This window comes from Nonomuraea sp. NPDC049758, assembly GCF_040674635.1.
Classification (GTDB): domain Bacteria; phylum Actinomycetota; class Actinomycetes; order Streptosporangiales; family Streptosporangiaceae; genus Nonomuraea.
On sequence record NZ_JBFAMZ010000036.1, the window covers coordinates 1 to 19913 of the forward strand.

Annotated in this window: 22 protein-coding genes; 12 read left to right on the forward strand and 10 right to left on the reverse strand. The window is 71.5% G+C overall.

From position 1 onward, the window contains the following. Positions 1-67: 67 nt before the first annotated feature. Together AB0J46_RS48185 and AB0J46_RS48190 are read left to right on the forward strand one after the other, a co-directional pair. Positions 68-625 carry an ATP-dependent Clp protease proteolytic subunit gene (locus tag AB0J46_RS48185; RefSeq protein WP_364343231.1) on the forward strand — a complete coding sequence of 186 codons (558 nt, stop codon included), beginning with the start codon at positions 68-70 and terminating at the stop codon, positions 623-625. 2 nt (positions 626-627) lie between these two features. After that, positions 628-1245 carry an ATP-dependent Clp protease proteolytic subunit gene (locus AB0J46_RS48190; RefSeq protein WP_364342966.1) on the forward strand — a complete coding sequence of 206 codons (618 nt, stop codon included), beginning with the start codon at positions 628-630 and terminating at the stop codon, positions 1243-1245. A 287-nt stretch (positions 1246-1532) separates the two neighbouring features. On the opposite strand, the gene AB0J46_RS48195 is transcribed toward AB0J46_RS48190, so the two are convergent. The 4 genes from AB0J46_RS48195 to AB0J46_RS48210 all read right to left on the reverse strand — a co-directional run bounded on the left by AB0J46_RS48195 (position 1533) and on the right by AB0J46_RS48210 (position 3539). Continuing rightward, positions 1533-1799 carry a DUF3817 domain-containing protein gene (locus AB0J46_RS48195; RefSeq protein ID WP_364342969.1) on the reverse strand — a complete coding sequence of 89 codons (267 nt, stop codon included), beginning with the start codon at positions 1797-1799 and terminating at the stop codon, positions 1533-1535. A 2-nt stretch (positions 1800-1801) separates the two neighbouring features. After that, positions 1802-2299 (reverse strand): hypothetical protein, encoded by a 498-nt coding sequence (locus AB0J46_RS48200; RefSeq protein WP_364342972.1) that lies wholly within the window; start codon positions 2297-2299, stop codon positions 1802-1804. Positions 2300-2697: 398 nt separating this feature from the next. Beyond that, complete coding sequence (locus AB0J46_RS48205; RefSeq protein ID WP_364342975.1) at positions 2698-3126, reverse strand: MarR family winged helix-turn-helix transcriptional regulator; 429 nt, start codon at positions 3124-3126, stop codon at positions 2698-2700. 41 nt (positions 3127-3167) lie between these two features. Continuing rightward, the gene (locus tag AB0J46_RS48210; RefSeq protein ID WP_364342978.1) at positions 3168-3539 is read right to left on the reverse strand and encodes a hypothetical protein; all 372 of its coding nucleotides are present in this window, start codon (positions 3537-3539) and stop codon (positions 3168-3170) included. 28 nt (positions 3540-3567) lie between these two features. On the opposite strand from AB0J46_RS48210, the gene AB0J46_RS48215 reads away from it, so the two are divergent. Continuing rightward, positions 3568-4305, forward strand: coding sequence for an FAD-dependent monooxygenase (locus tag AB0J46_RS48215; protein ID WP_364343234.1), 738 nt, complete (start codon positions 3568-3570; stop codon positions 4303-4305). A 131-nt stretch (positions 4306-4436) separates the two neighbouring features. Then, the gene (locus AB0J46_RS48220) at positions 4437-5198 is read left to right on the forward strand and encodes a TSUP family transporter (RefSeq protein WP_364342981.1); all 762 of its coding nucleotides are present in this window, start codon (positions 4437-4439) and stop codon (positions 5196-5198) included. Positions 5199-5245: 47 nt separating this feature from the next. Here AB0J46_RS48220 and AB0J46_RS48225 read toward each other — a convergent pair whose 3' ends face one another. After that, a complete protein-coding gene (locus AB0J46_RS48225) occupies positions 5246-6367 on the reverse strand; it encodes an MFS transporter (protein WP_364342984.1) in 1122 nt (373 codons plus the stop codon). Beyond that, complete coding sequence (locus tag AB0J46_RS48230; protein WP_364342987.1) at positions 6364-7116, reverse strand: DeoR/GlpR family DNA-binding transcription regulator; 753 nt, start codon at positions 7114-7116, stop codon at positions 6364-6366. The genes AB0J46_RS48225 and AB0J46_RS48230 overlap by 4 nt, the downstream gene beginning before the upstream one ends. Positions 7117-7160: 44 nt before the next feature. On the opposite strand from AB0J46_RS48230, the gene AB0J46_RS48235 reads away from it, so the two are divergent. The 3 genes from AB0J46_RS48235 to AB0J46_RS48245 are packed head-to-tail and all read left to right on the forward strand — an operon-like array spanning position 7161 to position 9052. Beyond that, on the forward strand, positions 7161-8132 hold the full coding sequence (locus tag AB0J46_RS48235) for a YafY family protein (protein ID WP_364342990.1): 972 nt from the start codon (positions 7161-7163) through the stop codon (positions 8130-8132). Positions 8133-8191: 59 nt separating this feature from the next. After that, positions 8192-8800, forward strand: coding sequence for a LysE family translocator (locus AB0J46_RS48240; protein WP_364342993.1), 609 nt, complete (start codon positions 8192-8194; stop codon positions 8798-8800). A gap of 39 nt (positions 8801-8839) precedes the next feature. Continuing rightward, positions 8840-9052, forward strand: coding sequence for a hypothetical protein (locus AB0J46_RS48245; RefSeq protein WP_352328267.1), 213 nt, complete (start codon positions 8840-8842; stop codon positions 9050-9052). Here AB0J46_RS48245 and AB0J46_RS48250 read toward each other — a convergent pair whose 3' ends face one another. Next, positions 9053-9478, reverse strand: a complete 426-nt coding sequence (locus AB0J46_RS48250; protein ID WP_364342996.1) for an SRPBCC domain-containing protein — start codon at positions 9476-9478, stop codon at positions 9053-9055. It abuts the gene before it with no gap. Next, positions 9475-9810, reverse strand: a complete 336-nt coding sequence (locus tag AB0J46_RS48255; RefSeq protein ID WP_364343237.1) for a metalloregulator ArsR/SmtB family transcription factor — start codon at positions 9808-9810, stop codon at positions 9475-9477. The genes AB0J46_RS48250 and AB0J46_RS48255 overlap by 4 nt, the downstream gene beginning before the upstream one ends. Positions 9811-9875: 65 nt before the next feature. Here AB0J46_RS48255 and AB0J46_RS48260 point away from each other — a divergent pair, with 65 nt between their 5' ends. Together AB0J46_RS48260 and AB0J46_RS48265 are read left to right on the forward strand one after the other, a co-directional pair. Then, positions 9876-10217, forward strand: coding sequence for a VOC family protein (locus AB0J46_RS48260; protein WP_364342999.1), 342 nt, complete (start codon positions 9876-9878; stop codon positions 10215-10217). Positions 10218-10253: 36 nt separating this feature from the next. After that, positions 10254-10832 (forward strand): CGNR zinc finger domain-containing protein, encoded by a 579-nt coding sequence (locus AB0J46_RS48265; protein ID WP_364343002.1) that lies wholly within the window; start codon positions 10254-10256, stop codon positions 10830-10832. A 40-nt stretch (positions 10833-10872) separates the two neighbouring features. Here the strand turns inward: AB0J46_RS48265 and AB0J46_RS48270 are convergent, their stop codons facing one another. After that, entirely contained in the window at positions 10873-11634 is a 762-nt protein-coding gene (locus AB0J46_RS48270) for an SDR family oxidoreductase (RefSeq protein ID WP_364343004.1), read from the reverse strand. Between the two features lie 139 nt (positions 11635-11773). Between AB0J46_RS48270 and AB0J46_RS48275 the strand changes: the two genes are divergently transcribed. Next, positions 11774-14071, forward strand: a complete 2298-nt coding sequence (locus tag AB0J46_RS48275) for an ATP-binding domain-containing protein (RefSeq protein WP_364343007.1) — start codon at positions 11774-11776, stop codon at positions 14069-14071. Positions 14072-14143: 72 nt separating this feature from the next. Here AB0J46_RS48275 and AB0J46_RS48280 read toward each other — a convergent pair whose 3' ends face one another. Then, positions 14144-14596, reverse strand: coding sequence for a MarR family transcriptional regulator (locus tag AB0J46_RS48280; RefSeq protein WP_364343010.1), 453 nt, complete (start codon positions 14594-14596; stop codon positions 14144-14146). 97 nt (positions 14597-14693) lie between these two features. Between AB0J46_RS48280 and AB0J46_RS48285 the strand changes: the two genes are divergently transcribed. Beyond that, positions 14694-17954: an efflux RND transporter permease subunit gene (locus AB0J46_RS48285; protein ID WP_364343013.1), complete on the forward strand. Its 3261-nt coding sequence runs from the start codon at positions 14694-14696 to the stop codon at positions 17952-17954. After that, positions 17860-19854, forward strand: coding sequence for a recombinase family protein (locus AB0J46_RS48290; RefSeq protein WP_364343016.1), 1995 nt, complete (start codon positions 17860-17862; stop codon positions 19852-19854). Before AB0J46_RS48285 ends, AB0J46_RS48290 begins: the two co-directional genes overlap by 95 nt. Positions 19855-19913: the final 59 nt, after the last annotated feature.

The following is a 19913-nucleotide window of genomic DNA, read 5'->3' on the forward strand; positions in this document are numbered from 1 at the left end:
ATCCGCTGCCTGAAGCGCTACATAGCTCGCGAACTCTACCGAATCATCACAGCAAACGATCAAGAACATCCCGCTTGACATCCATAGGAGCATCCAGCTCAGTCAGCGCCTGCTGAAGGAACGCATCGTGGTGCTCGGCCAGGAGGTCGACGACGAGATTTGCAACCGGCTCTGCGGTGAGCTGCTTTTGCTGGCAGCCGAAGACCCCAATCGGGACATAACGCTCTACATCAATTCGCCGGGCGGCTCCGTGACGGCCGGCATGGCGCTCTACGACATGATGCAGTTCGTCCCGTGCGACGTGGCGACGGTGGCGATGGGCTTCGCCGCCTCCATGGGCCAGCTGCTGCTGACCGCCGGGGCGCCGGGCAAGCGTTACGCCCTGCCCAACGCCCGCGTCGTCATGCACCAGCCGCTGGGCGGCATCGGCGGCTCGGCCAGCGACATCCAGATCCAGGCCGACAACATGCTTTACACCAAGCGCCGGATGGCCGAGATCATCGCCCACCACACCGGCCAGCCGCTCGAGCGCATCCAGGCCGACTCCGACCGCGACCGGTGGTTCACCGCCCAGGAGGCGCTGGAGTACGGGTTCGTGGACCACATCGCCGAAGGGATGAACTGACCATGAGCGGTCGCTACGTGCTGCCCTCGTTCACCGAGCGCACGTCCTACGGGGTGCGGGAGATGAACCCGTACAACAAGCTGTTCGAGGACCGGGTGGTGTTCATCGGCGCCCCGATCGACGACACGGTGGCCAACGACGTCATGGCCCAGCTCCTCACGCTGGAGTCGCTCGATCCCGACCAGGACATCAACATGTACATCAACTCGCCGGGCGGGTCGTTCACGGCGATGACGGCCATCTACGACACGATGCAGTTCGTCCGGCCGGAGATCCACACGGTCTGCATCGGGGAGGCGTCCTCGGCGGCGGCCGTCCTGCTCGCGGCGGGCACGCCGGGCAAGCGGGCGGCCCTGCCGCACGCACGCGTCCTGCTCCACCAGCCGGCCACGGAGGGCGGCCGGGGGCAGTCGAGCGACCTGGAGATCCACGCCAGGGAGATCGTGCGGATGCGTGACCAGCAGGAGGAGATCCTGGCCCGGCACACCGGGCGCGGGGTGCTGGAGATCAGGAAGGACATCGAGCGCGACCGCATCTTCACCGCCGAGCAGGCGCGCAGCTACCGGCTGATCGACGACATCTACGCCTCCAGGAAACGCACCTTGGCCGCCGCCCACTGACCTACCCGCCCGCACCTGGCCCTGGCCCTGGCCCTTCCTGGGCCCGCCGGTCTGTTTGGAACTGGCCTGCGGGCTCGTGCGGGCTGGCCCGCCGCTGGTCTCTCCGGATCTCTGCGGGCTGGTTTTGCCTGCGCCTCGTGCCCGCTGGTTTGACTGTGCCTCCTGCGGGCTGGTCTGCCAGGGCCCCTTCGGGTCGCCCTGCCGTGGGTCCTGCCCGGACCCCGGTATCGGCGTCCTGCTTGGGTCCGGCCTGTTGGCCTCCTCGGGGCCCCGGCCGGGCCCTGGGATCATCCCTCCCGGTCGTCCCGTACGGTGCGCAGGCGTCGCAGGGCCAGCAGTCCGCCGACGCCGGGTACGAACGCGCTCAAGCGCGCCCCGGGCGTACTTTGGGCCCTGGGGGTCATGGCCGCCGTGGCGATGACGATGAGGTAGGCCATGCCGTGCAACGGGCCGGCGTAGGTCGTGATCGCCTTGGCGTGCACGGTGAGCAGGTTGGTCAGCAGAACCGCCAGCGTGACGGCCTCGGCGGCGGCGGCGATGCGCAGGGTCAGCACGCTCAGGCTCCCGTCTGCTCGCCCGGACGGACGATCATGAGCACGACGACGGCCGCCCACAGCAGGTTGTAGACGCCGGTGAGCATCGTCAGCGTGCGGAGCCGGCGGCCGTCGTCAGGGGCGTCGAGGGCCTGGCGCTGACGGGGGTGGATCTGGGTGGCCAGCAGGGCGCCCGCGACGGCGGTGAGGATCATCGCCACGATGATCCAGGTCTGCCCCATCCGTCCCTGCACACTGGCCAGCACGATCCCGGCCAACGGAACGATCAACCCGAACGCGGCGTAACCACCGGTGATGCGGTGCAGCACAGCGGCTACGGCGGTACTGCGCTCCGCGCCGGCAGCTTCGGCAGAGCCGGTGGCCGTGGCAGAGCCGGTGGTGGTGCTGGGCGTCGTGGATGCGACGGGGGCGTAACGGGGGAACAGGCTCGACGCGACCGCCGAGCCACCGACGAACACGATCCCCGCCAGCACATGGATGGACAACAGGACATGATTCATGGATCGCCTCCAACCTTCAGGGGGACTGAAGCCTAGCGAAACCTTCAGCCACCCTGAAAGTCGGCCTGTCCTACGGGACTCCGCCACACCTTTCGCCCTCGCCTCAGCCGAGGAGGCCATCGCGGCCCGGCTGCGCGTCCTGTACGCCGACTTCCGCCACCAGATGGCCGACCTCGTCACCCATGACCAGCAGGCCGGCCGCATCCCCGCCACCCTTGACCCGTCCGACACGGCGCTCGCCCTGGTGGTCCTGGCCGAAGGTTGGCCGCCTACGTGCTCACCGGCGTCACCTCCGCGACCCCGGCCGCGAGCAGGTGCTGGCGGCCGTCGCAGGGCTCTACCGCTGAGGCGGCGACGGAGGGGGCAGGGGTGGAGGCGGGGCAGTGGTGGCCAAGAGGTCAGGGGGTGGGGAAGGCGGTGCGGATCGCTTCGCCCACCTGTTGGTGGATCGGGTCGGCGTCGGGGCCGAAGAGGCGTTCGTCGACCTTGGTGATGGCCTGGGCGGCCTCCCGCAGGAGGCGTCGCCCCTGGGGGGTGAGCTCGATGGTGGAGGCCGACCCCGCCCGCGCCGTACGGTCGCGCACCAGCCCCGCCTGGACGAGCCCCTTGACCGCCGTGTGCACGCTCTGCACCGAGATGCCCGACATGCGGGCCAGGTCGCTGAAGGACGCGCCGGGCACCCCGGCGATGTGTCCCAGCAGCCCCAGGCGGCTGATCGTCAGCTCAAGCGGCGCCAGCTCGGCGGAGAGCTCCGTCTCGACCCGCCGCGCCAGCGTCAGCACCACGATGGAGGTGCTCGACACGGGCGGTCCGTTCTCGATCGTCACCGGTCCAGTCTCGCCTACCCGGGCGGGACGACGCCCGCCGGTCACCCGCGCGGCGGGTAGACGGTGTGCAGGAGGTCGCGCAGGAAGGCGTCGAGGTCGTCGAGGCCGTAGTCGGCCAGCGTCTGGGCCGGTTGGGTGAGCAGGTAGGTCAGGGCCGTGTTGAGGCACATCGTGACCGTCGCGGCGGTACGCCGGGTCGCCGGCAGGCCCGCCGCCTCGTGGGCGCGCAGGTGCAGGGCCAGGTCGGCGCGGGTGAGCTCGGCCAGGGGCGCGCGCAGCTCCGGTCTGCGTGCGGCCTCGGCGTGCAGTTCGGGCTGGGGGCGGAGCTGCGGCGCCGTACGGTGCCCTACCGTTCGGCGCAGATCCTGACGCCGGACGGCCGCCGGCTGGCCGACCTCCCCCCTCGAGCGCATCGAGCGCAAGGAGGGCAGGCCCGTGCTGATGCTGTCCAGGGTGTCGCTGATGGAGATGCTGCTCGACGCCGCCGGCGAGGCGACCGTCCGGACCGCCGCGGACATCGCCGACCCCGCGGCCCTGCGCAGCCGGTACGACCTGGTCGTGGGGGCCGACGGGCTGCGCAGCACGGTCCGCCGGGCGTTCTTCGACACCGCGGCTCGGCCGCGCTACACCGGCATCGTGGCCTGGCGGGGCGTCGCCGCGTTCGAGCCGCCCGTCCATGGCGAGACGTGGGGGGCCGGTCAGGTGTTCGGCATCACGCCGCAGGAGCCCGGCGCGACCGACTGGTACGCCGCCGTCGCCACCCCCGAGGGGCACCGCGAATCGCTGGACGCGCTGCGCGTCCGCTTCGCCGGCCGGCACACCGCCGTCACCCGCGTCCTGGCCGAGGCCGACGAGAAGAACGTGCTCCGGCACGAGATCCACGACCTGTGGCCGCGCCTGCGCTCGTTCGCCGGCGGCAACGCGGTCCTGGTGGGGGATGCCGCGCACGCCATGACGCCCTCGCTCGGCCAGGGCGCCTGCCAGGCCCCCCGGGACGCCGACACCCTCACCACCTGCCTGCGGGAGGCCGGGGACGTGGCGTCCGCGCTGCGTCGCTACGACGCCTCGCGCAGGAGGCCCGCGCAGCGCGTGGTCAGCATGTCGCGCCTCATGACCCGCCTGGCCGGGCACCACCTGCAAGGCCCCCGCAACCTCCTGCTCCGCCTCCTCGCCGCCTGACCGCACGACTGGAGCACGCGAGGGTCGGGGGTTCGCCGGGGGTGGGGCCGGGGTGAGGGGGTGGCCTGCGGTGGGTGGTTGGAGAGGGGCTGTAGTCTTCTGGGCGTTTCCTGGGGGAGTGGGGGAGCGGCGTGCCGCTGGAGCAGGTTGTGGTGTTGCTGGCGGCCGCGGCAGGCGCCGGATGGGTCGACGCCGTCGTGGGCGGCGGCGGGCTGGTGCAGCTGCCGGCGTTGCTGATGACCGGCATGCCGCCCGTCCAGGCGATGGCGACCAACAAGTTCTCCTCGGTGTTCGGCACGGCCTCGGCCGCCGTGGCGTACGCGCGCTCCACCAAGATCGACCGTCAGGTGGCGTTACCGGGTGCGGCGCTGGCCGTGGTGAGCGCCGGACTGGGCGCGTGGGCGGCCGCGGCGATCTCGGCCGATGTGTTGCGCCCGGTCGTGATGGTGGTGCTGCTCGGCGTGGCGGCGTTCGTCACGTTGCGCCCTTCGATGGGGGCCCTGCCGCAGCCGCACCTGCGGACCGACGGCCGGGTGGTGGCGGCGGTGGCCGTGGCGGGCGTGGGCATCGCCTTCTACGACGGCATCATGGGGCCGGGCACCGGCACGTTCCTCATCATCGCCTTCACCACCATCCTCGGCCTGGACTTCGTCGCCGCCTCCGCCTCGGCGAAGATCATCAACGTGGGCACCAACCTCGGGGCGCTGGCGGTGTTCGGGCTGCAGGGACACGTGCAGTGGGCGCTCGGGCTCGGCATGGCGCTGTGCAACGTGGCCGGCGCCCAGCTCGGCGCCAGGATGGCGATCAGGCGCGGCACGGCGTTCGTCCGGGTCGTGCTGTTGTGCGTGGTGGTGGCGATGGTGATCAGGCTCGGCTGGCAGCAGTTCGGCTGATCCCCGGCACGCCGCTGATCCCCGGCACGCCGCCCGCGATCGGACTCCTAAGACCGCAGGGCCGGGGCCGTCAGGGCGACGAAGGCCGCCATCAGCGCCGGTACGGCCAGCGCCCGCGGCAACCCGGCCAGCTGGGCCACCGCCCCGATGATCACCGGCCCCGACAGGAACCCCAGATACCCGATGGACGCCACCCGCGCCAGCGCCCGCCCGGCGAAGGCCGGATCCCGGTGCCCAGCGGCCGAGAACACCTGCGGCACGATGCATGACAACCCCGCCCCGAAGCAGCCGAACCCCACCACCCCGGCCACCGGTCCGCCGCCGAGCAGCGCCAGCCCGAGCCCCGCCGCCGCCAGCAGCCCGCAGCACCGCACCAGCGTCACCGGCCCGAACCGGGCGGCCAGCCGGTCGCCCGCCAGCCGCCCCGCGGTCATCGCGATCGAGAACGCCGCGTACCCGGCGGCGGCGAACCCCGCCGAGGAGGCCAGGTTCTCGCGCAGGTAGACCGAGCTCCAGTCGGCCGCCGCCCCCTCGCCCACCAGGCAGCAGAAGGCGAGCACGCCGAGGAACAGGATGCCCTTGGGCCGTCCGGGCCCCGAGCCGCCGGCCGGCAGGGGAGCGGGCGCCGAGCGCAGCGCCCACCGCCAGGCCCACACCGCCAGCACGACGATCACCGCCCCCACGCACCCGAACGTCACCGACGGCGGCAGCCCGGCCTGGGCGAACAGCCCGCCCGTCGTGGCCCCGGCGAACCCGCCGACGCTGTAGACGGCGTGGAAGGACGACATCACCGGCCGCCCGTAGGCGCGTTCCACCTCGACGGCGTTGGCGTTCATGGACACGTCCAGGACGCCGTGGACGACCCCGAAGACCAGCAGCGCGGCGGCCAGCGCGCCCAGGTTCGAGGCGAAGGCGGGCGGCACCAGCACCACGCCCTGCGACAGGGCCGCCGGGATCATGACGCGGCTGCTGCCGTACCGGTCCACCAGGCGCCCGACGGTCGTCATGCCCGCGACGGCGCCCGCGGCGATGGCCAGCAGGGCCAGGCTGAGCCGTCCCGCGTCGAGCCCGAGGCCCTCCTTGATGGCGGGGATGCGGGCCGTCCAGGTGCCGATGGCCAGGCCGGCCAGGAAGAACAGCAGGTAGACGGCCGTCCGTTCGCGTCTCATCCGGCCTCCTTGACGTCCACCCCGGCCGCGAGGAGCGCGTCACGCTGCTCGGGCGGCACGCCCTCGTCGGTCACCACGACGTCCAGGCGGGAGATGGGGCAGACCGCACCGAAGGCCGTACGGGAGAACTTGCCCGAGTCGCAGGCCACGATCACCCGCCGGGCGGCGGCGATGGCCGCCCGTTTGACCGCGACCTCGGGCAGGTCGTGCGCGGTCAGGCCGTGCTCGGCCGACAGGCCGCAGCAACCGATCACCGCGGTGTCGAAGCGCAGCGCCGCGATCGAGCTCTCGGCGAGCGGGCCGGTGACGTTCAGCTCGCCCTTGCGGACCTCGCCGCCGGGCAGCACCAGGCGCACCCGCGGCGCGGCGGCCAGCAGCGAGACGGCCTGCAACGCCAGCGGCAGCACGGTCAGCCGCCGCCCGGCCAGGACGCGGGCCACCTCCAGCACGGTGGTGCCGCCGTCCAGGACGACCGCCTCCCCGTCGGCGATCAGCGCCGCGACCTGGACGCCGATGCGCCGCTTGGCCTCCACCGCCTCCCGCTCGCGCACCCCGAACGGCGGCTCCTCGCCGCGCAGCAGCAGGGACAGCGCCCCGCCCCTGACCCGGCGGACCACGCCCTGCTGGGCCAGCTCGTCCAGGTCGCGCCGGATCGTCATCTCCGACACGCCGTGCCGCTCGGCGAGCTCGGTCACCGAGACGCTGTCCTGGGCGCGCAGGGCGTTCATGATGGCGGTCAAACGTTCCATCTGTTCATACAAACACCGAAAATGTGCGCAATACAATGACGAGTATGCGTGCCAGCCGCCTGCTCTCCCTCCTCCTGCTGCTGCAGACGCGGGGCCGGATGACCGCGCCCGAGCTGGCCGCCGAGCTGGAGGTGTCGATCCGCACGGTCTACCGGGACGTCGAGGCCCTGTCGGCGGCCGGCGTCCCGGTCTACGCCGACCGCGGACCGGCGGGCGGCTACCAGCTCCTGGACGGCTACCGCACCCGCCTGACCGGGCTGACCGCCGAGGAGGCGTCCTCGCTGTTCCTGGCCGGGCTGCCGGGACCGGCCGCCGAGCTGGGGCTGGCCGACGTCGCGGCGACCGCGGAGCTGAAACTGCTGGCCGCGCTGCCGCCCGAGCCGCGCTCGCACGCCTCGCGCATGCGCGAGCGTTTCCTGCTGGACGTGCCCGGCTGGTACCGCTCGGCCGACGACGTGCCGCACCTGAGCGACGTGGCCGAGGCGGTGTGGGAGCAGCGGCCGCTGCACATGACCTACCGCCGGTGGGGCCAGCGCGAGGTCGACCGGGTGATCCACCCGTACGGGCTGGTGCTCAAGGGCGGCTCCTGGTACCTGGTCGCCGCCCCACCCGAGGGCTCGCCGCGCACCTACCGGGTCTCGCGCATCCTCACCGTCGAGCAGCTCCCGGGCCGTTTCCGCAGGCCGGAGGGGTTCGAGCTGGCGGCGTTCTGGCGGGCGTACGCCAAGGAGTTCCGCGAGCGCATGTACACCGCCGAGGCCGTCATCAGGCTGGCGCCCGGCCGCGAGGACCTGCTGGCGTACACGATGGGGTCCGACGTGGTCGCCGCGGCGGTGGCCGCGGCGGGCGAGCCCGACCCCGAGGGCTGGCGGACGCTCACCGTGCCGGTCGAGTCGCTCACCCACGCGCGCTGGCTGCTGCTGCGCATGGGCGCCGACGTCGAGGTGCTGGAGCCGGCCGAGCTGCGGGCGCTGATGGCCGAGGCGGTGGCCGGCCTCGGCAAGCTGTACCTCTAGATCAACTTGTCCGGATAAATCGCGAGAAATAGGCCGCCTTCTCTGTCAGCATGCCCAGCATGTACCTTCTGGCTTTCGTCGGCGCGTGTTTCCTGGTGGCCATGGTCCCCGGCGTGAGCACCGCCGTCATCCTGCGTCAGACGCTCCGCTCCCGCGGCTCCGGCCTGGCCGCCGCGCTGGGCAACGAGACCGGCATCCTGCTGTGGGGGCTGGCCGCCGCGTTCGGGCTGTCGGCGCTGCTGGTGGCCTCGCAGGTCGCCTACGACGTCATGCGCGTCACGGGCGCGGTCGTGCTGGTGGTGATGGGCGCGCAGGCGCTGTGGAACGCGCGCCTGGGCACCCCGACGGTGGAGGTCGAGGCGGTGGCCGGGCTGCGCAGGTCGTACCTGTCGGGGCTCGGCACCTGCCTGGCCAATCCCAAGGCCGCGGTGTTCGCGATGTCGTTCCTGCCGCCGTTCGTGCCGGCCGGGCAGAACGTGCCGCTGACGCTGGTGACCCTCGCCGTCGTCTGGGTGCTGGTGGACACCGTCTGGTACGGCCTGCTCATCTGGACGGTCGCCAGGGCCAGGGACTTGCTCGGCCGCCCGGCCGTCAGGCGCCGCCTGGAGCAGATCTCCGGCGTCGTGCTCATCGGCCTCGGCGTCCGCCTGGTCCTGGACGCGCGATGACCCGCTGAGCGGCGGGAGATCGTGGACTACCGTTAGGGCATGACCAACGACCTGGCGTCCCTGATGAGGCAGGCGCAGGACGACGATCCGCTGCTGGCCCTGCACGCCACCACCGCGCTGCGGCGCGAGATCGAGCGCCTGGAGGCCGTCCAGGTGCGCCGGGCCAGGGTGGCGGGCCTGCCCTGGGCGCAGATCGCCGACGCGATCGGCGTCAGCAAGCAGGCCGTGCACAAGAAGTACGGCCGCCGCTGATCACGTCCGCGTCCATCGGGCGGCGAACCAGTCCAGCACGATGTTCCAGGAGTAGCCGCGGCGGATGCGGCCGGCCACGTCCGGGGGCAGGGTGTCCAGGCCGCGGTGTTCGAGCAGCACCCGCGTGCCGTCCTCGACCGCGGTGAAGGCCACCTCGATCTCCATCCGGCCGCCCGGGTTGAGCAGGTCGGCCCAGACCAGGCGGCGGGGCGGCTCCCAGCGCACGATCCGGCCCATGTCGGCGTGGCCGCCGTCGTCCCACAGCTCGCGCAGGTAGCCGTCCTGGAAGCGGATGGCCACCGCGCGGGCGGGGTCGACCCAGCTGTGGCGGCCGCGCACGTACCACTGGTCGATCTCGTCGGTGAACATCCGGAACGCGGTCGCCGGATCGACCGGCACGACGACCGCCGCCCGCACCGCGTTCACCGTCCGCGCTCCACGTGGTCCTTGAACGAGCCGAGCTGCTCGGCCCAGAACGCCTGCACCTGGTCCAGCCACGCCTGCAGGGCCGCGAACGGCTCCTGGCGCAGGGTGTAGAGCCGCAGCCGGGCGTCCTCGCCGCCCGCCTCCGCCCGCACCAGGCCGCCGGCCCGCAACACGCGCAGGTGCCTGCTGAGCGCGGGGGCGCTCATCCGCACCGCCTGGGCCAGCTCGCCGGCCGAGCGCGGGCCCTCGCGCAGCAGGTCGATCACCTTGCGCCGGGTGGGGTCGGCGAGGGCGGTCAGCGTGGCGTCCAGATCGTTAACGTCGTTGTTAATCTTTACCTGCTTCCGTTATGGTGTTGGTGCTTAACGATAGCGGCAATTATTGCGGGGAGATGTGCATGAGTGTCCAGCTGGGTTACTACACCCTGTCGGTCGAGGACCTGGAGCGGGCGGCGGCCTTCTACGGGCCGCTGTTCGGCTGGGAGTTCAGGCGCGAGCACGAGCGCTACCTGCACGTCACCAACGCCGACGTGCCGATGGGCCTGCGCGCCGGCGGCCGGTCCGCGCAGCCCAACCTCTACTACCAGGTCGAGGACATCGACGCCGCCGTCGAGCGGGTGCGCGAGCTCGGCGGCACGACGAGCGAGGTGCACGAGAGCAAGTCCGGCCGCAGCTGCTCCTGCACCGACGACCAGGGCACCGAGATCAGCCTGTGGCAGGCCGCCCCCGGCTTGGAGTGACCCTCGCCGACCTCACTGTCTAGGTAGGCTTCGCCGGTGACGACAGACGTGTGGCGCATCACCGGCCAGTCCCAGATAGACAGTTATGTCGGTAGATGGGTGGATCTGGCCGTGCTGCTGGTCAACGAACTGGCCGTCGCCCAGGTGCGTGGTCGTCCCGCCGGGCCGCCGGCCGACCGGCGCGCCGCCCTCGACGCCGCCTTCGTCCAGCATGGATGGACGCCCAGCAGGGCGCTGACCGGCGCCGACGCCGACCGGCTGGCCGGGGTGGCCGACGAGCTGCGGCCCGCCTTCACCGCGAGCCCCGACGCGCCGGCCGCGCTGAACCGGGCCCTGCTGCGGCACGGCGCCGTGCCCAACCTGCACGGCGACCCGCCGGTCCTGGCCTTCCACGGGCCCGCCGCCGGCCTGGTGGACGCGTGGGCGGCCGACACGGCCACCGCGCTGGCCATGGTGATCGGCGTCGGCCAGGGGGTGCGGCTGCGCACGTGCGAGGCGGCGGCGTGCGAGCTGGTCTTCTTCGACGCCACCCGCAACGCCTCGCGCCGGTTCTGCGGCCTGTCGTGCCAGAACCGCGCCAAGGCCAGCGCCTACCGCGCCCGCCGCCGTACCTGATCTACAACGTAAAGGCGTGGGCCTGGGACGACCGCCACCGTCAGTGCACGGAGAAACCGCCGTCGACGAAGAGCAGCTGGCCGGTGACGAACGCCGAGGCGTCCCCCGCCAGGAACACCGCCGCGCCCGCGAAGTCGCCGGGCACGCCGTTGCGGCCGGTCATGTGCCGGGCGGCCAGTTCCTCGACGCGGCCTGGGACGGCCTGGGCGGGCTCGGTCAGCGGGGTGAGCACGAATCCGGGGATGATCGTGTTGACGCAGACGCCGTGGGCCGACCACGCCTCGGCCTGCGAGCGGGTGAGACCGGCGACGGCGGCCTTGGCCGCGCCGTACACGCCGCTGTGGCCGAAGGCGCTGATGGACTGCTGGGAGCCGACGTTGATGATGCGGCCCCGGCCGCGGGCCGCCATGCGGGGGCCGAAGTGCTGGCCGAGCAGGTAGGGGGCGGTCAGGTGGACGGCGATGGTCTGCTCGTAGTCGCCGGGGGTGAGCTCGGCCATGGGCTTGCGGATGTTGTTGCCGGCGGCGTTGACCAGGATGTCGATCTCTCCGGCGGCGGCGCACAGGCGGGCCAGGCCGTCCCGGTCGTGCAGGTCGGCGCTGACGGTGGAGGCGGTGACGCCGTGGGCGCGCAGCCGCTCGGCGGCCCGGTCGAGCTCGGCGGGCCTGCGGGCGGCGAGGACGACCTCGGCTCCGGCCCGGCCGATCGCCTCGGCCATGGCCAGGCCGATGCCGGAGCTGCCGCCGGTGACGAGCGCGCGGCGGCCGTGCAGGGAGAACAGGTCGCGTAGATAGTCCGACACGACCGCTCAAGCTAGCACCAGTCGCGGGAAGGCGGGCAGGCGGCGTCGGTTGCCGGAACGGCGAAGGAGGGCTAGGCTCGTGAGCTCGACAATACGAGAAGCGGCTCCACAGAGCTCCCGTAAAGGAGTATAGCAGGGAATGGCTAATCGTCAAGATGGTCTCGCGGAAGCCCTTGACAGCGAGCAGCGTACGGTCCGGTGGCTGTACGCCCGGCTCGACGCGGCCAGGGAGCGGGCGCAGGCGACGCTGCGCCAGGTGTACGCCGGCGGCGGCGCGCTGGGCACCCGGCAGGCGCGGGTCGAGCGCGAGGTGACCGCCTCCGAGCAGGCGCGGCGGCTGGCCCAGCTCAACGCGGTCGAGCGCGGCCTGTGCTTCGGCCGGATCGACGACTCCGGCGGCGTCAGCACGTACGTCGGCCGGATCGGGCTGCGCGACGAGGACCACGAGTCGGTGCTGATCGACTGGCGGGCCCCGGCCGCGCGCCCGTTCTACGTGGCCACCGCCACCGACCCGGGCGGCCTGGTGCGGCGCCGCCATCTGCACCTGAAGGACCGCACGGTGGTCGGCATCGACGACGAGGTCTTCGACCTGGACCGCATGTCCGACGGCGACCGGCGCACGCTGGTGGGCGAGGCGGCGCTGCTGGCGGCGTTGCGGCGCGGCCGTACCGGCCGGATGGGCGACGTGGTGGCGACGATCCAGATCGAGCAGGACCGGGTGATCAGGGCGGGCCTGCAGGGGGCGCTGGTGGTGCAGGGCGGGCCGGGCACCGGCAAGACCGTCGCGGCGCTGCACCGGGCCGCCTACCTGCTCTACACCCACCGCGACACGCTGGAGCGGCGCGGGGTGCTGGTGGTGGGGCCCAACCCGATGTTCCTGCGCTACATCGGGCAGGTGCTGCCGGCGCTGGGGGAGACGCAGGTGGTGATGGCCACGGTGGGCGAGCTGTTCCCGGGGGTGCGGGCGGTGGCGGCCGATCCGCCGGCGGCCGCGGTGGTCAAGGGCGACCTGCGGATGGCCGAGGTGGTGGCCGCGGCGGTGGCCGACCGGCAGCGGGTGCCCGCGGGCGATCTGGAGGTGGAGCTCGACGGGCTGCGGCTGCGCGTGCCGCACGCGGTGTGCGTGCGGCTGCGCGAGCGGGCGCGGGCGGTGCGGCTGCCGCACAACATGGCCCGCAAGCTGTACGTCACCGAGCTGCTGAAGGAGCTGGCCAGGGCGGAGGCGCGGGCGCTGGAGGAGTCGCTGCACCTGGAGGAGCTGGCGGTCGACGACCCGGAGCTGGCCGAGCCGCTGGACCTGGAGGGCGACCTGGACGAGACGGACATCGCGCTGGCGGCCGAGCGGCTGTGGGGGGAGGAGCCGGTGCGGCGCGCGGTGGCCGAGCTGTGGCCGGAGCTGACGCCGCAGGAGCTGGTCGCCGATCTGCTGTCCGCGCCGGACACGTTGTGGTCGGTGTGCCCGCCGGGCCTGGACTGGACGCCGCTGGTGCGGCCCCGCGAGTCGCCGTGGACGGTCGGCGACGTGCCGCTGCTGGACGAGGCGGCCGAGCTGCTGGGCCGCGACGACTCGGCCGCTCGGGTGGCGGCGCGGCGGGCGGGGGAGGAGTGGGCCGAGCAGGAGTTGTACGCGCGCGAGGTGCTGGAGACCACCGGCCTGCTGGAGGAGGGCGTCTTCGACCGGGCCGACGTGCTGGCCGAGCGGCAGGCCGACGACGGCGCGGGGCTGACGACGGCCGAGCGGGCGGCGGCCGACCGCACGTGGGCGTACGGGCACGTGATCGTGGACGAGGCGCAGGAGTTGTCACCGATGGCCTGGCGGACGGTGGTGCGGCGGGTCCCGGCGCGGTCGCTGACCGTGGTGGGCGACCTGGCCCAGACGGGGTCGGCGGCGGGGGCGCGCTCATGGGCGCAGGTGCTCGATCCGTACCTGGAGGGGCGCTGGCGGGAGGAGCGGCTGCTGGTCAACTACCGCACGCCGGTGGAGATCATGCGGGTGGCGGCCGACGTGCTGGCGGCGGTGGCGCCGGGGCAGGAGCCGCCGGAGTCGGTGCGGGACGGCGGCGACGAGCCTCGCGCGGTGCGGGCGGCGGTGGCCGAGCTGCCGGCGCTGGTGGCGGCGGAGCGGGCGGAGCTGGGCGCGCGGGGCGAGGGCGGCAGGCTGGGGGTCATCACCCCCGACGGGCTGCACGCGCGGGTGGCGGCCCTGTTCCCGGGGTCGGCGGACCTGGACGCGCCGGTGGTGGTGCTGACGGTGACGCAGGCCAAAGGCCTGGAGTTCGACGGGGTGGTGGTGGTCGATCCGGCGGGGATCCTGGAGCAGTCGCCGATGGGCGGCCACGACCTGTACGTGGCGGTGACGCGGGCGACGCGGCGGCTGACGGTGGCCTGCGAGGGCGAGCTGCCGTCGATGTTGTCCCGCTTGAGATCTACAATGTAAAGCCGCTGGGCTGGTGACATTCACCCGCAATTCACCGAAAAAGCGGCAATAACCGGGAGCGCCCCGGCCGGGTCATTCGTTGTAGAGCTTGTCCGCGACTTCGCGGATGCGGCGGGTGGCGTGGTCGAGGGCGCGCAGGGTCTCGGTGTCGAGGTGGGACATGATGCGCTTGTAGTGTCTGAGGCCCGCGTCGTTGATCTCGGCGACCAGGGTGGCGCCGACGGGGGTGAGCTCGACCCGGCGCACCCGGCGGTCGTTGGGGTCTTCGTGCCGGCTGACCAGGCCCTGGGCGACCAGGCGGTCGACGATGCCGGTGACGGTGGCGAGGCTGACGCCGAGGGTGTGGGCGAGGTCCTGGCCCGAGGCCGAGCCGTGCGTCGACAGCTGCATGACGACGCGGAGCTGCCGGATGGTGAGGTTGGAGCTGAACAGGGGGGACTGTTGCCCGGTGAACAGTCTTCCCAGGTCGCGCTGTGTCTCGGTGATCCGGCGGATCAGGTCTTCGCGGTCGTCGCTCACGCTCACCTCTCGCTTCCTGAGAAGGTTATCAGGAAAGCTGGATCAGGCTAAATATTCGTATAAGGCAAAGTGTTAGTCTGGGGCGAACTTTGGAGGGGAGCCTATGACCGCTTTCGCCCGGTTGAGTCTGGTCAACCGCAGTCTTGTGATCTTGGTAGCGGTCGTGATCACCGCGTTCGGCGCGTTCACGATTCCGCAGTTGAAGCAGCAGCTCCTGCCGTCGTTGGCGTTCCCGGGCGCGTTCGTCATCGCGCCCTTCCCCGGCGCCTCGCCGGAGATCGTCGAAGACCAGGTGACGAAGCCGATCGAGGACTCCTTCCAGGGGATCCCCGGCATGGAGCAGATGACCTCCACGTCGAAGGAGGGCATGGCCCAGATCCAGGTGGCCTTCGAGTACGGCACCGACATCGAGGCCTCGCTGAACAAGATGCAGCAGGCCGTCGCCCGGATCACGCTCCCGCAGGGCGTCGATCCGCAGGTGGTGGCGGGCAACACCGACGACATCCCGGTGCTGGTGCTGGCGGTGGGCGACGGCGGCGACGAGCGGGCGATGGCCGACAAGCTGCGCCGGATCATGGTGCCGGAGTTGCAGAGCGTGGAGGGGGTGCGCGAGGCGGCGGTCACCGGCACTCGTGACGAGGTCGTCACGATCGAGCCGGACGTCAAGAAGATGGCGCTGGCCGGGGTGTCGGCGGCGCAGATCCCCGAGGTGCTCAAGGCGAACGGCACGCCGATCCCGGCCGGGTCGCTGACCTCCGACGGCAGGTCGCTGACCGTGCAGGTGGGGTCGCGGGTCGACTCGCTGGAGAAGCTGAAGAACCTCTACCTGACCCCCGCACAGCCTGCCCAGCAGCAGGCCCAGTCCCCGGCCCAGACGCCGGGGCAGGCGCAGGGCCGTCCGCAGGCCGGGCAGCCGGCCCAGACGGGCCGGGCGGCGCTGCCGCAGCAGGTGGCGCGGCCCAAGCCGCTCAAGCCGGTCAAGCTCGGTGACGTGGCCGAGATCAAGCGCGGCCTGGCCGACGCCTCGACGATCACCCGTACCGACGGCAAGACGAGCCTCGGCGTGTCGGTGACGATGACGCCTGACGGCAACGCGGTGACGATCTCCCACGAGATCCGCGAGAAGCTGCCGGAGCTGACGCGCTCGCTGGGCGACTCCTCCGACACGCAGGTGTCGGTGGTGTTCGACCAGGCGCCGTACGTGGAGGAGTCGATCGAGAACCTGACCACCGAGGGCCTGCTGGGGCTGGCGTTCGCGGTGCTGGTCATCCTGGTGTTCCTGCTGTCGGTGCGTTCGACGCTGGTGACGGCGGTGTCGATCCCGCTGTCGGTGGTGATCGCGCTGCTGGCGCTGTGGGCGGGTGACTACTCGCTCAACATGCTGACGCTGGGCGCGCTGACGATCGCGGTGGGCCGGGTGGTCGACGACTCGATCGTGGTGCTGGAGAACATCAAGCGCCATCTGGGTTACGGCGAGGCCAAGCTGCAGGCGATCCTGACCGCGGTGCGGGAGGTGTCGGGGGCGGTGACGGCCTCGACGCTGACGACGGTGGCGGTGTTCGCGCCGATCGCGATCGTGGGCGGCATGGTCGGTGAGTTGTTCCGGCCGTTCGCGGTGACGGTGGCGGTGGCGTTGCTGGCCTCGCTGGTGGTGTCGCTGACGGTGGTGCCGGTGCTGGCGTACTGGTTCCTCAAGGCGCCGTCGTTGTCGCCGGAGCAGGCGCGGGCCCAGCGTGAGGAGGCCGAGGCCAAGGAGCTGCGCAGCCCCTTGCAGCGGGCGTACCTGCCGGTGTTGCGGTTCGCCACGCGGTTCAAGCTGGTGACGGTGCTCATCGGGGTGGCGGTGTTCGTCGGGACGATGGGCCTGGCGGGCGGTCTGCGGACGAACTTCCTGGACTCCTCCGGGCAGAACACGATCTCGCTGACGCAGAAGATGCCGGTGGGCACCGATCTGGCCACGACGGACAAGGCCGCCAAGAAGGTCGAGGGCGTGCTGTCGGGGCTGGCCGGTGTGGAGACGTACCAGGTCAACGTGGGTGGCGGCAACGCCATGCAGGGCGGCGTGGGCGGTGGCGCGGACCGGGCGTCGTTCTCGGTGACGGTCAAGGACGGCGCCGAGCCGGCGACGGTGGAGCAGCAGCTCCGTGAGAAGATCACGGGCCTGTCCGGGGTCGGTGAGGTGACGGTCGGCGGCGCCGGCGGGGGCGGGTTCTCCTCCGACACGGTGAGCGTGATCGTGCAGGCGCCCGACGCCGAGTCACTGCGCACGGCGACCGAGGCGGTCAAGGGTGCGATGGGCCAGGTGAAGGGTCTGCGTGACCTGTCGTCGAACCTGGAGGCCAGCGCGCCGCGCATCGAGGTCGCGGTGGACCGGGAGAAGGCGGCGGCCAAGGGGCTGTCGGAGGGTCAGGTCGGCCAGGCGGTGGCGCAGGCGTTCCGTGGCGCGCCGCTGGGGCAGATCACCCTGGACGGCCGCAGCAGCGACCTGGTGCTGCGCGGGGGCGATGCGCCCGAGGACGTCAAGGCGATCGAGGACCTGAAGCTGCCGACGGCGGCGGGGCTGGTGAAGTTGTCGTCGGTGGCCAAGGTGGAGCAGGTGGCCGGTCCGACGCAGGTGACCAGGATCGACGGTGAGCGTTCGGCGACGGTGTCGGGCAAGGTGGAGGCGTCGGACCTGGGCACGGTCACCCAGGAGCTGACGACGAAGATGAAGTCGGTGGCGCTGGGCGCCGGCGCCCGGTACGAGATCGGCGGCGCCTCGGCCGACCAGGCGGACGCGTTCTCCGACCTGGGCATGGCGATGCTGGCGGCGATCGCGATCGTGTTCATGATCATGGTGGCGACGTTCCGGAGCTTCGTCCAGCCGCTGATCCTGCTGGTGTCGATCCCGTTCGCGGCGACCGGCGCGGTGGGTCTGCTGGTGGCGACCGACACGGCGATGGGTGTGCCGGCGCTGATCGGCATGCTGATGCTGATCGGCATCGTGGTGACGAACGCGATCGTGCTGATCGACCTGATCAACCAGTACCGGGATCAGGGGCTGGGCGTGGTCGAGGCGGTGATCGAGGGCGGCCGGCGCAGGTTGCGGCCGATCCTGATGACGGCGGTGGCCACGATCTGCGCGCTGACGCCGATGGCGCTGGGGGTGACCGGGTCGGGCGGGTTCATCTCGCAGCCGCTGGCGATCGTGGTGATCGGCGGCCTGGTGTCCTCGACGCTTCTGACGCTGGTGCTGGTCCCCACCCTTGTTGTTGCTATAACTCGGAAGCGTGATCGAGGACCGCGCCACGTTAACCCCAGCCATCGCGTACGTGAGAGTGTCGATGATGCTGGAGGAAAAGATCTCGCCAGCAATCCAGCGTGATGCCATCGAGGCGTTAGCCGCCCGGCGGGGTTACTACATCCCGCCGGGCGCTTGGCCGGACGGCGGCTGGATAGAAGATCTTGACGTGTCCGGGAGGAACTTCCAGCGGACGATCATGGCGGCCATCTCTCAGGTGGAGAAGGGTGCTGCCAAGGCGATCCTCGTGTGGAAGTACTCCCGGTTCGGCCGTAACCGCATGGGCAACCAGCTCAACCTCGCACGGTTGGAGACGGCGGGTGGCGACCTGGTGTCTGCCACGGAAGAGGTGGATGCCACCACCGCGGTCGGCAAGTTCACCCGCGGCATGCTGATGGAGCTGGCCGCCTTCGAGAGTGACCGGGCGGGCGAGCAGTGGGCGGAGGCGTTTCAGAACCGTCTGGCGCGGGGGCTCCCGCCGTTCGGTGGAGAGTACTTCGGGTACGTGCGGCGGGGGCGGCAGCCGCACCCGCTCGATCCGAATCGGACGTTGCGCGACCCTTCCGATGGCGAGGAACGCTACGAGCCTGATGTGCAGTCCGGCGCCGCCCTGGTGTTCGCAGGCTGCTACGAGTCGTACGTGGCCGATCAGAATTTTGCCGCGCTCGCCACGCGGCTGAATCGGCACGGGTTCACCACCGAGGGTGGTCTGCCGTGGAGTGCCGAGACCATCCGCCAGGTCATGGACCGCGGCTTCGCGGCCGGCCTGCTGCAGATTCACGATCCCGAATGCAGGTGCGCCAAGGCGTCCCGCTGCCAGCGGAGAGTGTTTCGTCCGGGCGTGCACGCGCCTCTCATCAGCGACGAGTTGTGGAAGCGGTACCTCGCGCTGAGAGCTGCCAAGGTCACACGGCCGTCGCACTCCATGCACCAGTTCACCGGTTTCATCAGCTGCTGGCACTGCGGCGGCGGGATGCACCTGAACAGGCATCAGAAGGGCTTTATCTGCGGCTCAAGAGCTCGGCATGACGAGGTGGTGTGCGGGTCGAGGTTCGCGCTCTTGGCGGCGGTGGAAGAAGCACTGCTGCAACTGCTCGCCGAGTGGGCACCCGAGATCGAGGCGGCGGCCGAGTCGTTCGCGATCGAACCGGAACCTCCGCGGCCGGAAGCGAACCTGGAATGGCTCAAGAAGGAACTGGTGCGCATCAACGAGGACTTGGACCGGCAGACGATGCAGTTCGCGAAGGGTCTGCTGCCTGAGGACTCCTACATACGAGTGCGCGACGAGTTGCTGGCCGAACGGGATCGGCTGATAAGTGCCTTGGAGCCGGAACCGGCGGATGAGGCGAGGATGGACCCGCGCGAGGCCGTTCCGGTGATGCGAGGGCTTATCGAGGAGTGGCCGACGCTCGCCGTGCTGGATCGTCGCGCCCTGCTCATGCAGATTGTTGCCAAGCTGGAGATCGAGAAGCCTCCGTACGCGCCGGCGTGGCTGTGGGTGCATCCGCTGTTCGAGGCGAAGCCGAAGCGAGTTCCTTTGCAGAGCCGTCTGCGGCTCGATGAGGTCAAGGACGGCATTCTGGCGGCGATGCGGGCCAGAGGAGAGGCGTCGATGGGGGCCTCGGAGCTGCTGCGGGTCGTGCCGACGTCCCATCCGACTCTCGGTCGTGCTCTTGGGCAGTTGCTCGCTGACGGCATGGTGACGCGGGAAGGCAAAACCAGCAGCACCCGCTACCGGCTCGTTAAGCGTCCCGGCGTTCTCTTGGGCGCTCACGCTGAAGCGGAACGCGTGAAGGATGCCATCCTACGCATGCTGACCGAGCGGGAGGGGGAGCCGGTCGGCGCTCGCGAGATGAGGATCGCTGTGGGGTCCTCTGCTGCCACCGTTGGCCGGGCGCTGGCCGCCTTGCAGGCGGACGGTCTCATCGGGCGCGGAGGTAAGGGAAAACGAACTCGTTACCAACTCGCGCAGCATCACCGCTAGCGGAACCGCTCACACATAGCTAGCTGCGTCTGTAGCGGTTGCTGAGCGCGTGAGGATGC

Bases quoted from the DNA above. Each gene is read 5' to 3' on its own strand.
- AB0J46_RS48190 (WP_364342966.1), top strand. From the start codon at position 628: ATGAGCGGTCGCTACGTGCTGCCCTCGTTCACCGAGCGCACGTCCTAC.
- AB0J46_RS48200 (WP_364342972.1), bottom strand. From the start codon at position 2,299: ATGAATCATGTCCTGTTGTCCATCCATGTGCTGGCGGGGATCGTGTTC.
- AB0J46_RS48210 (WP_364342978.1), bottom strand. From the start codon at position 3,539: ATGCGCTCGAGGGGGGAGGTCGGCCAGCCGGCGGCCGTCCGGCGTCAG.
- AB0J46_RS48215 (WP_364343234.1), top strand. From the start codon at position 3,568: ATGCTGTCCAGGGTGTCGCTGATGGAGATGCTGCTCGACGCCGCCGGC.
- AB0J46_RS48225 (WP_364342984.1), bottom strand. From the start codon at position 6,367: ATGAGACGCGAACGGACGGCCGTCTACCTGCTGTTCTTCCTGGCCGGC.
- AB0J46_RS48230 (WP_364342987.1), bottom strand. From the start codon at position 7,116: ATGGAACGTTTGACCGCCATCATGAACGCCCTGCGCGCCCAGGACAGC.
- AB0J46_RS48235 (WP_364342990.1), top strand. From the start codon at position 7,161: ATGCGTGCCAGCCGCCTGCTCTCCCTCCTCCTGCTGCTGCAGACGCGG.
- AB0J46_RS48240 (WP_364342993.1), top strand. From the start codon at position 8,192: ATGTACCTTCTGGCTTTCGTCGGCGCGTGTTTCCTGGTGGCCATGGTC.
- AB0J46_RS48245 (WP_352328267.1), top strand. From the start codon at position 8,840: ATGACCAACGACCTGGCGTCCCTGATGAGGCAGGCGCAGGACGACGAT.
- AB0J46_RS48260 (WP_364342999.1), top strand. From the start codon at position 9,876: ATGAGTGTCCAGCTGGGTTACTACACCCTGTCGGTCGAGGACCTGGAG.
- AB0J46_RS48275 (WP_364343007.1), top strand. From the start codon at position 11,774: ATGGCTAATCGTCAAGATGGTCTCGCGGAAGCCCTTGACAGCGAGCAG.
- AB0J46_RS48285 (WP_364343013.1), top strand. From the start codon at position 14,694: ATGACCGCTTTCGCCCGGTTGAGTCTGGTCAACCGCAGTCTTGTGATC.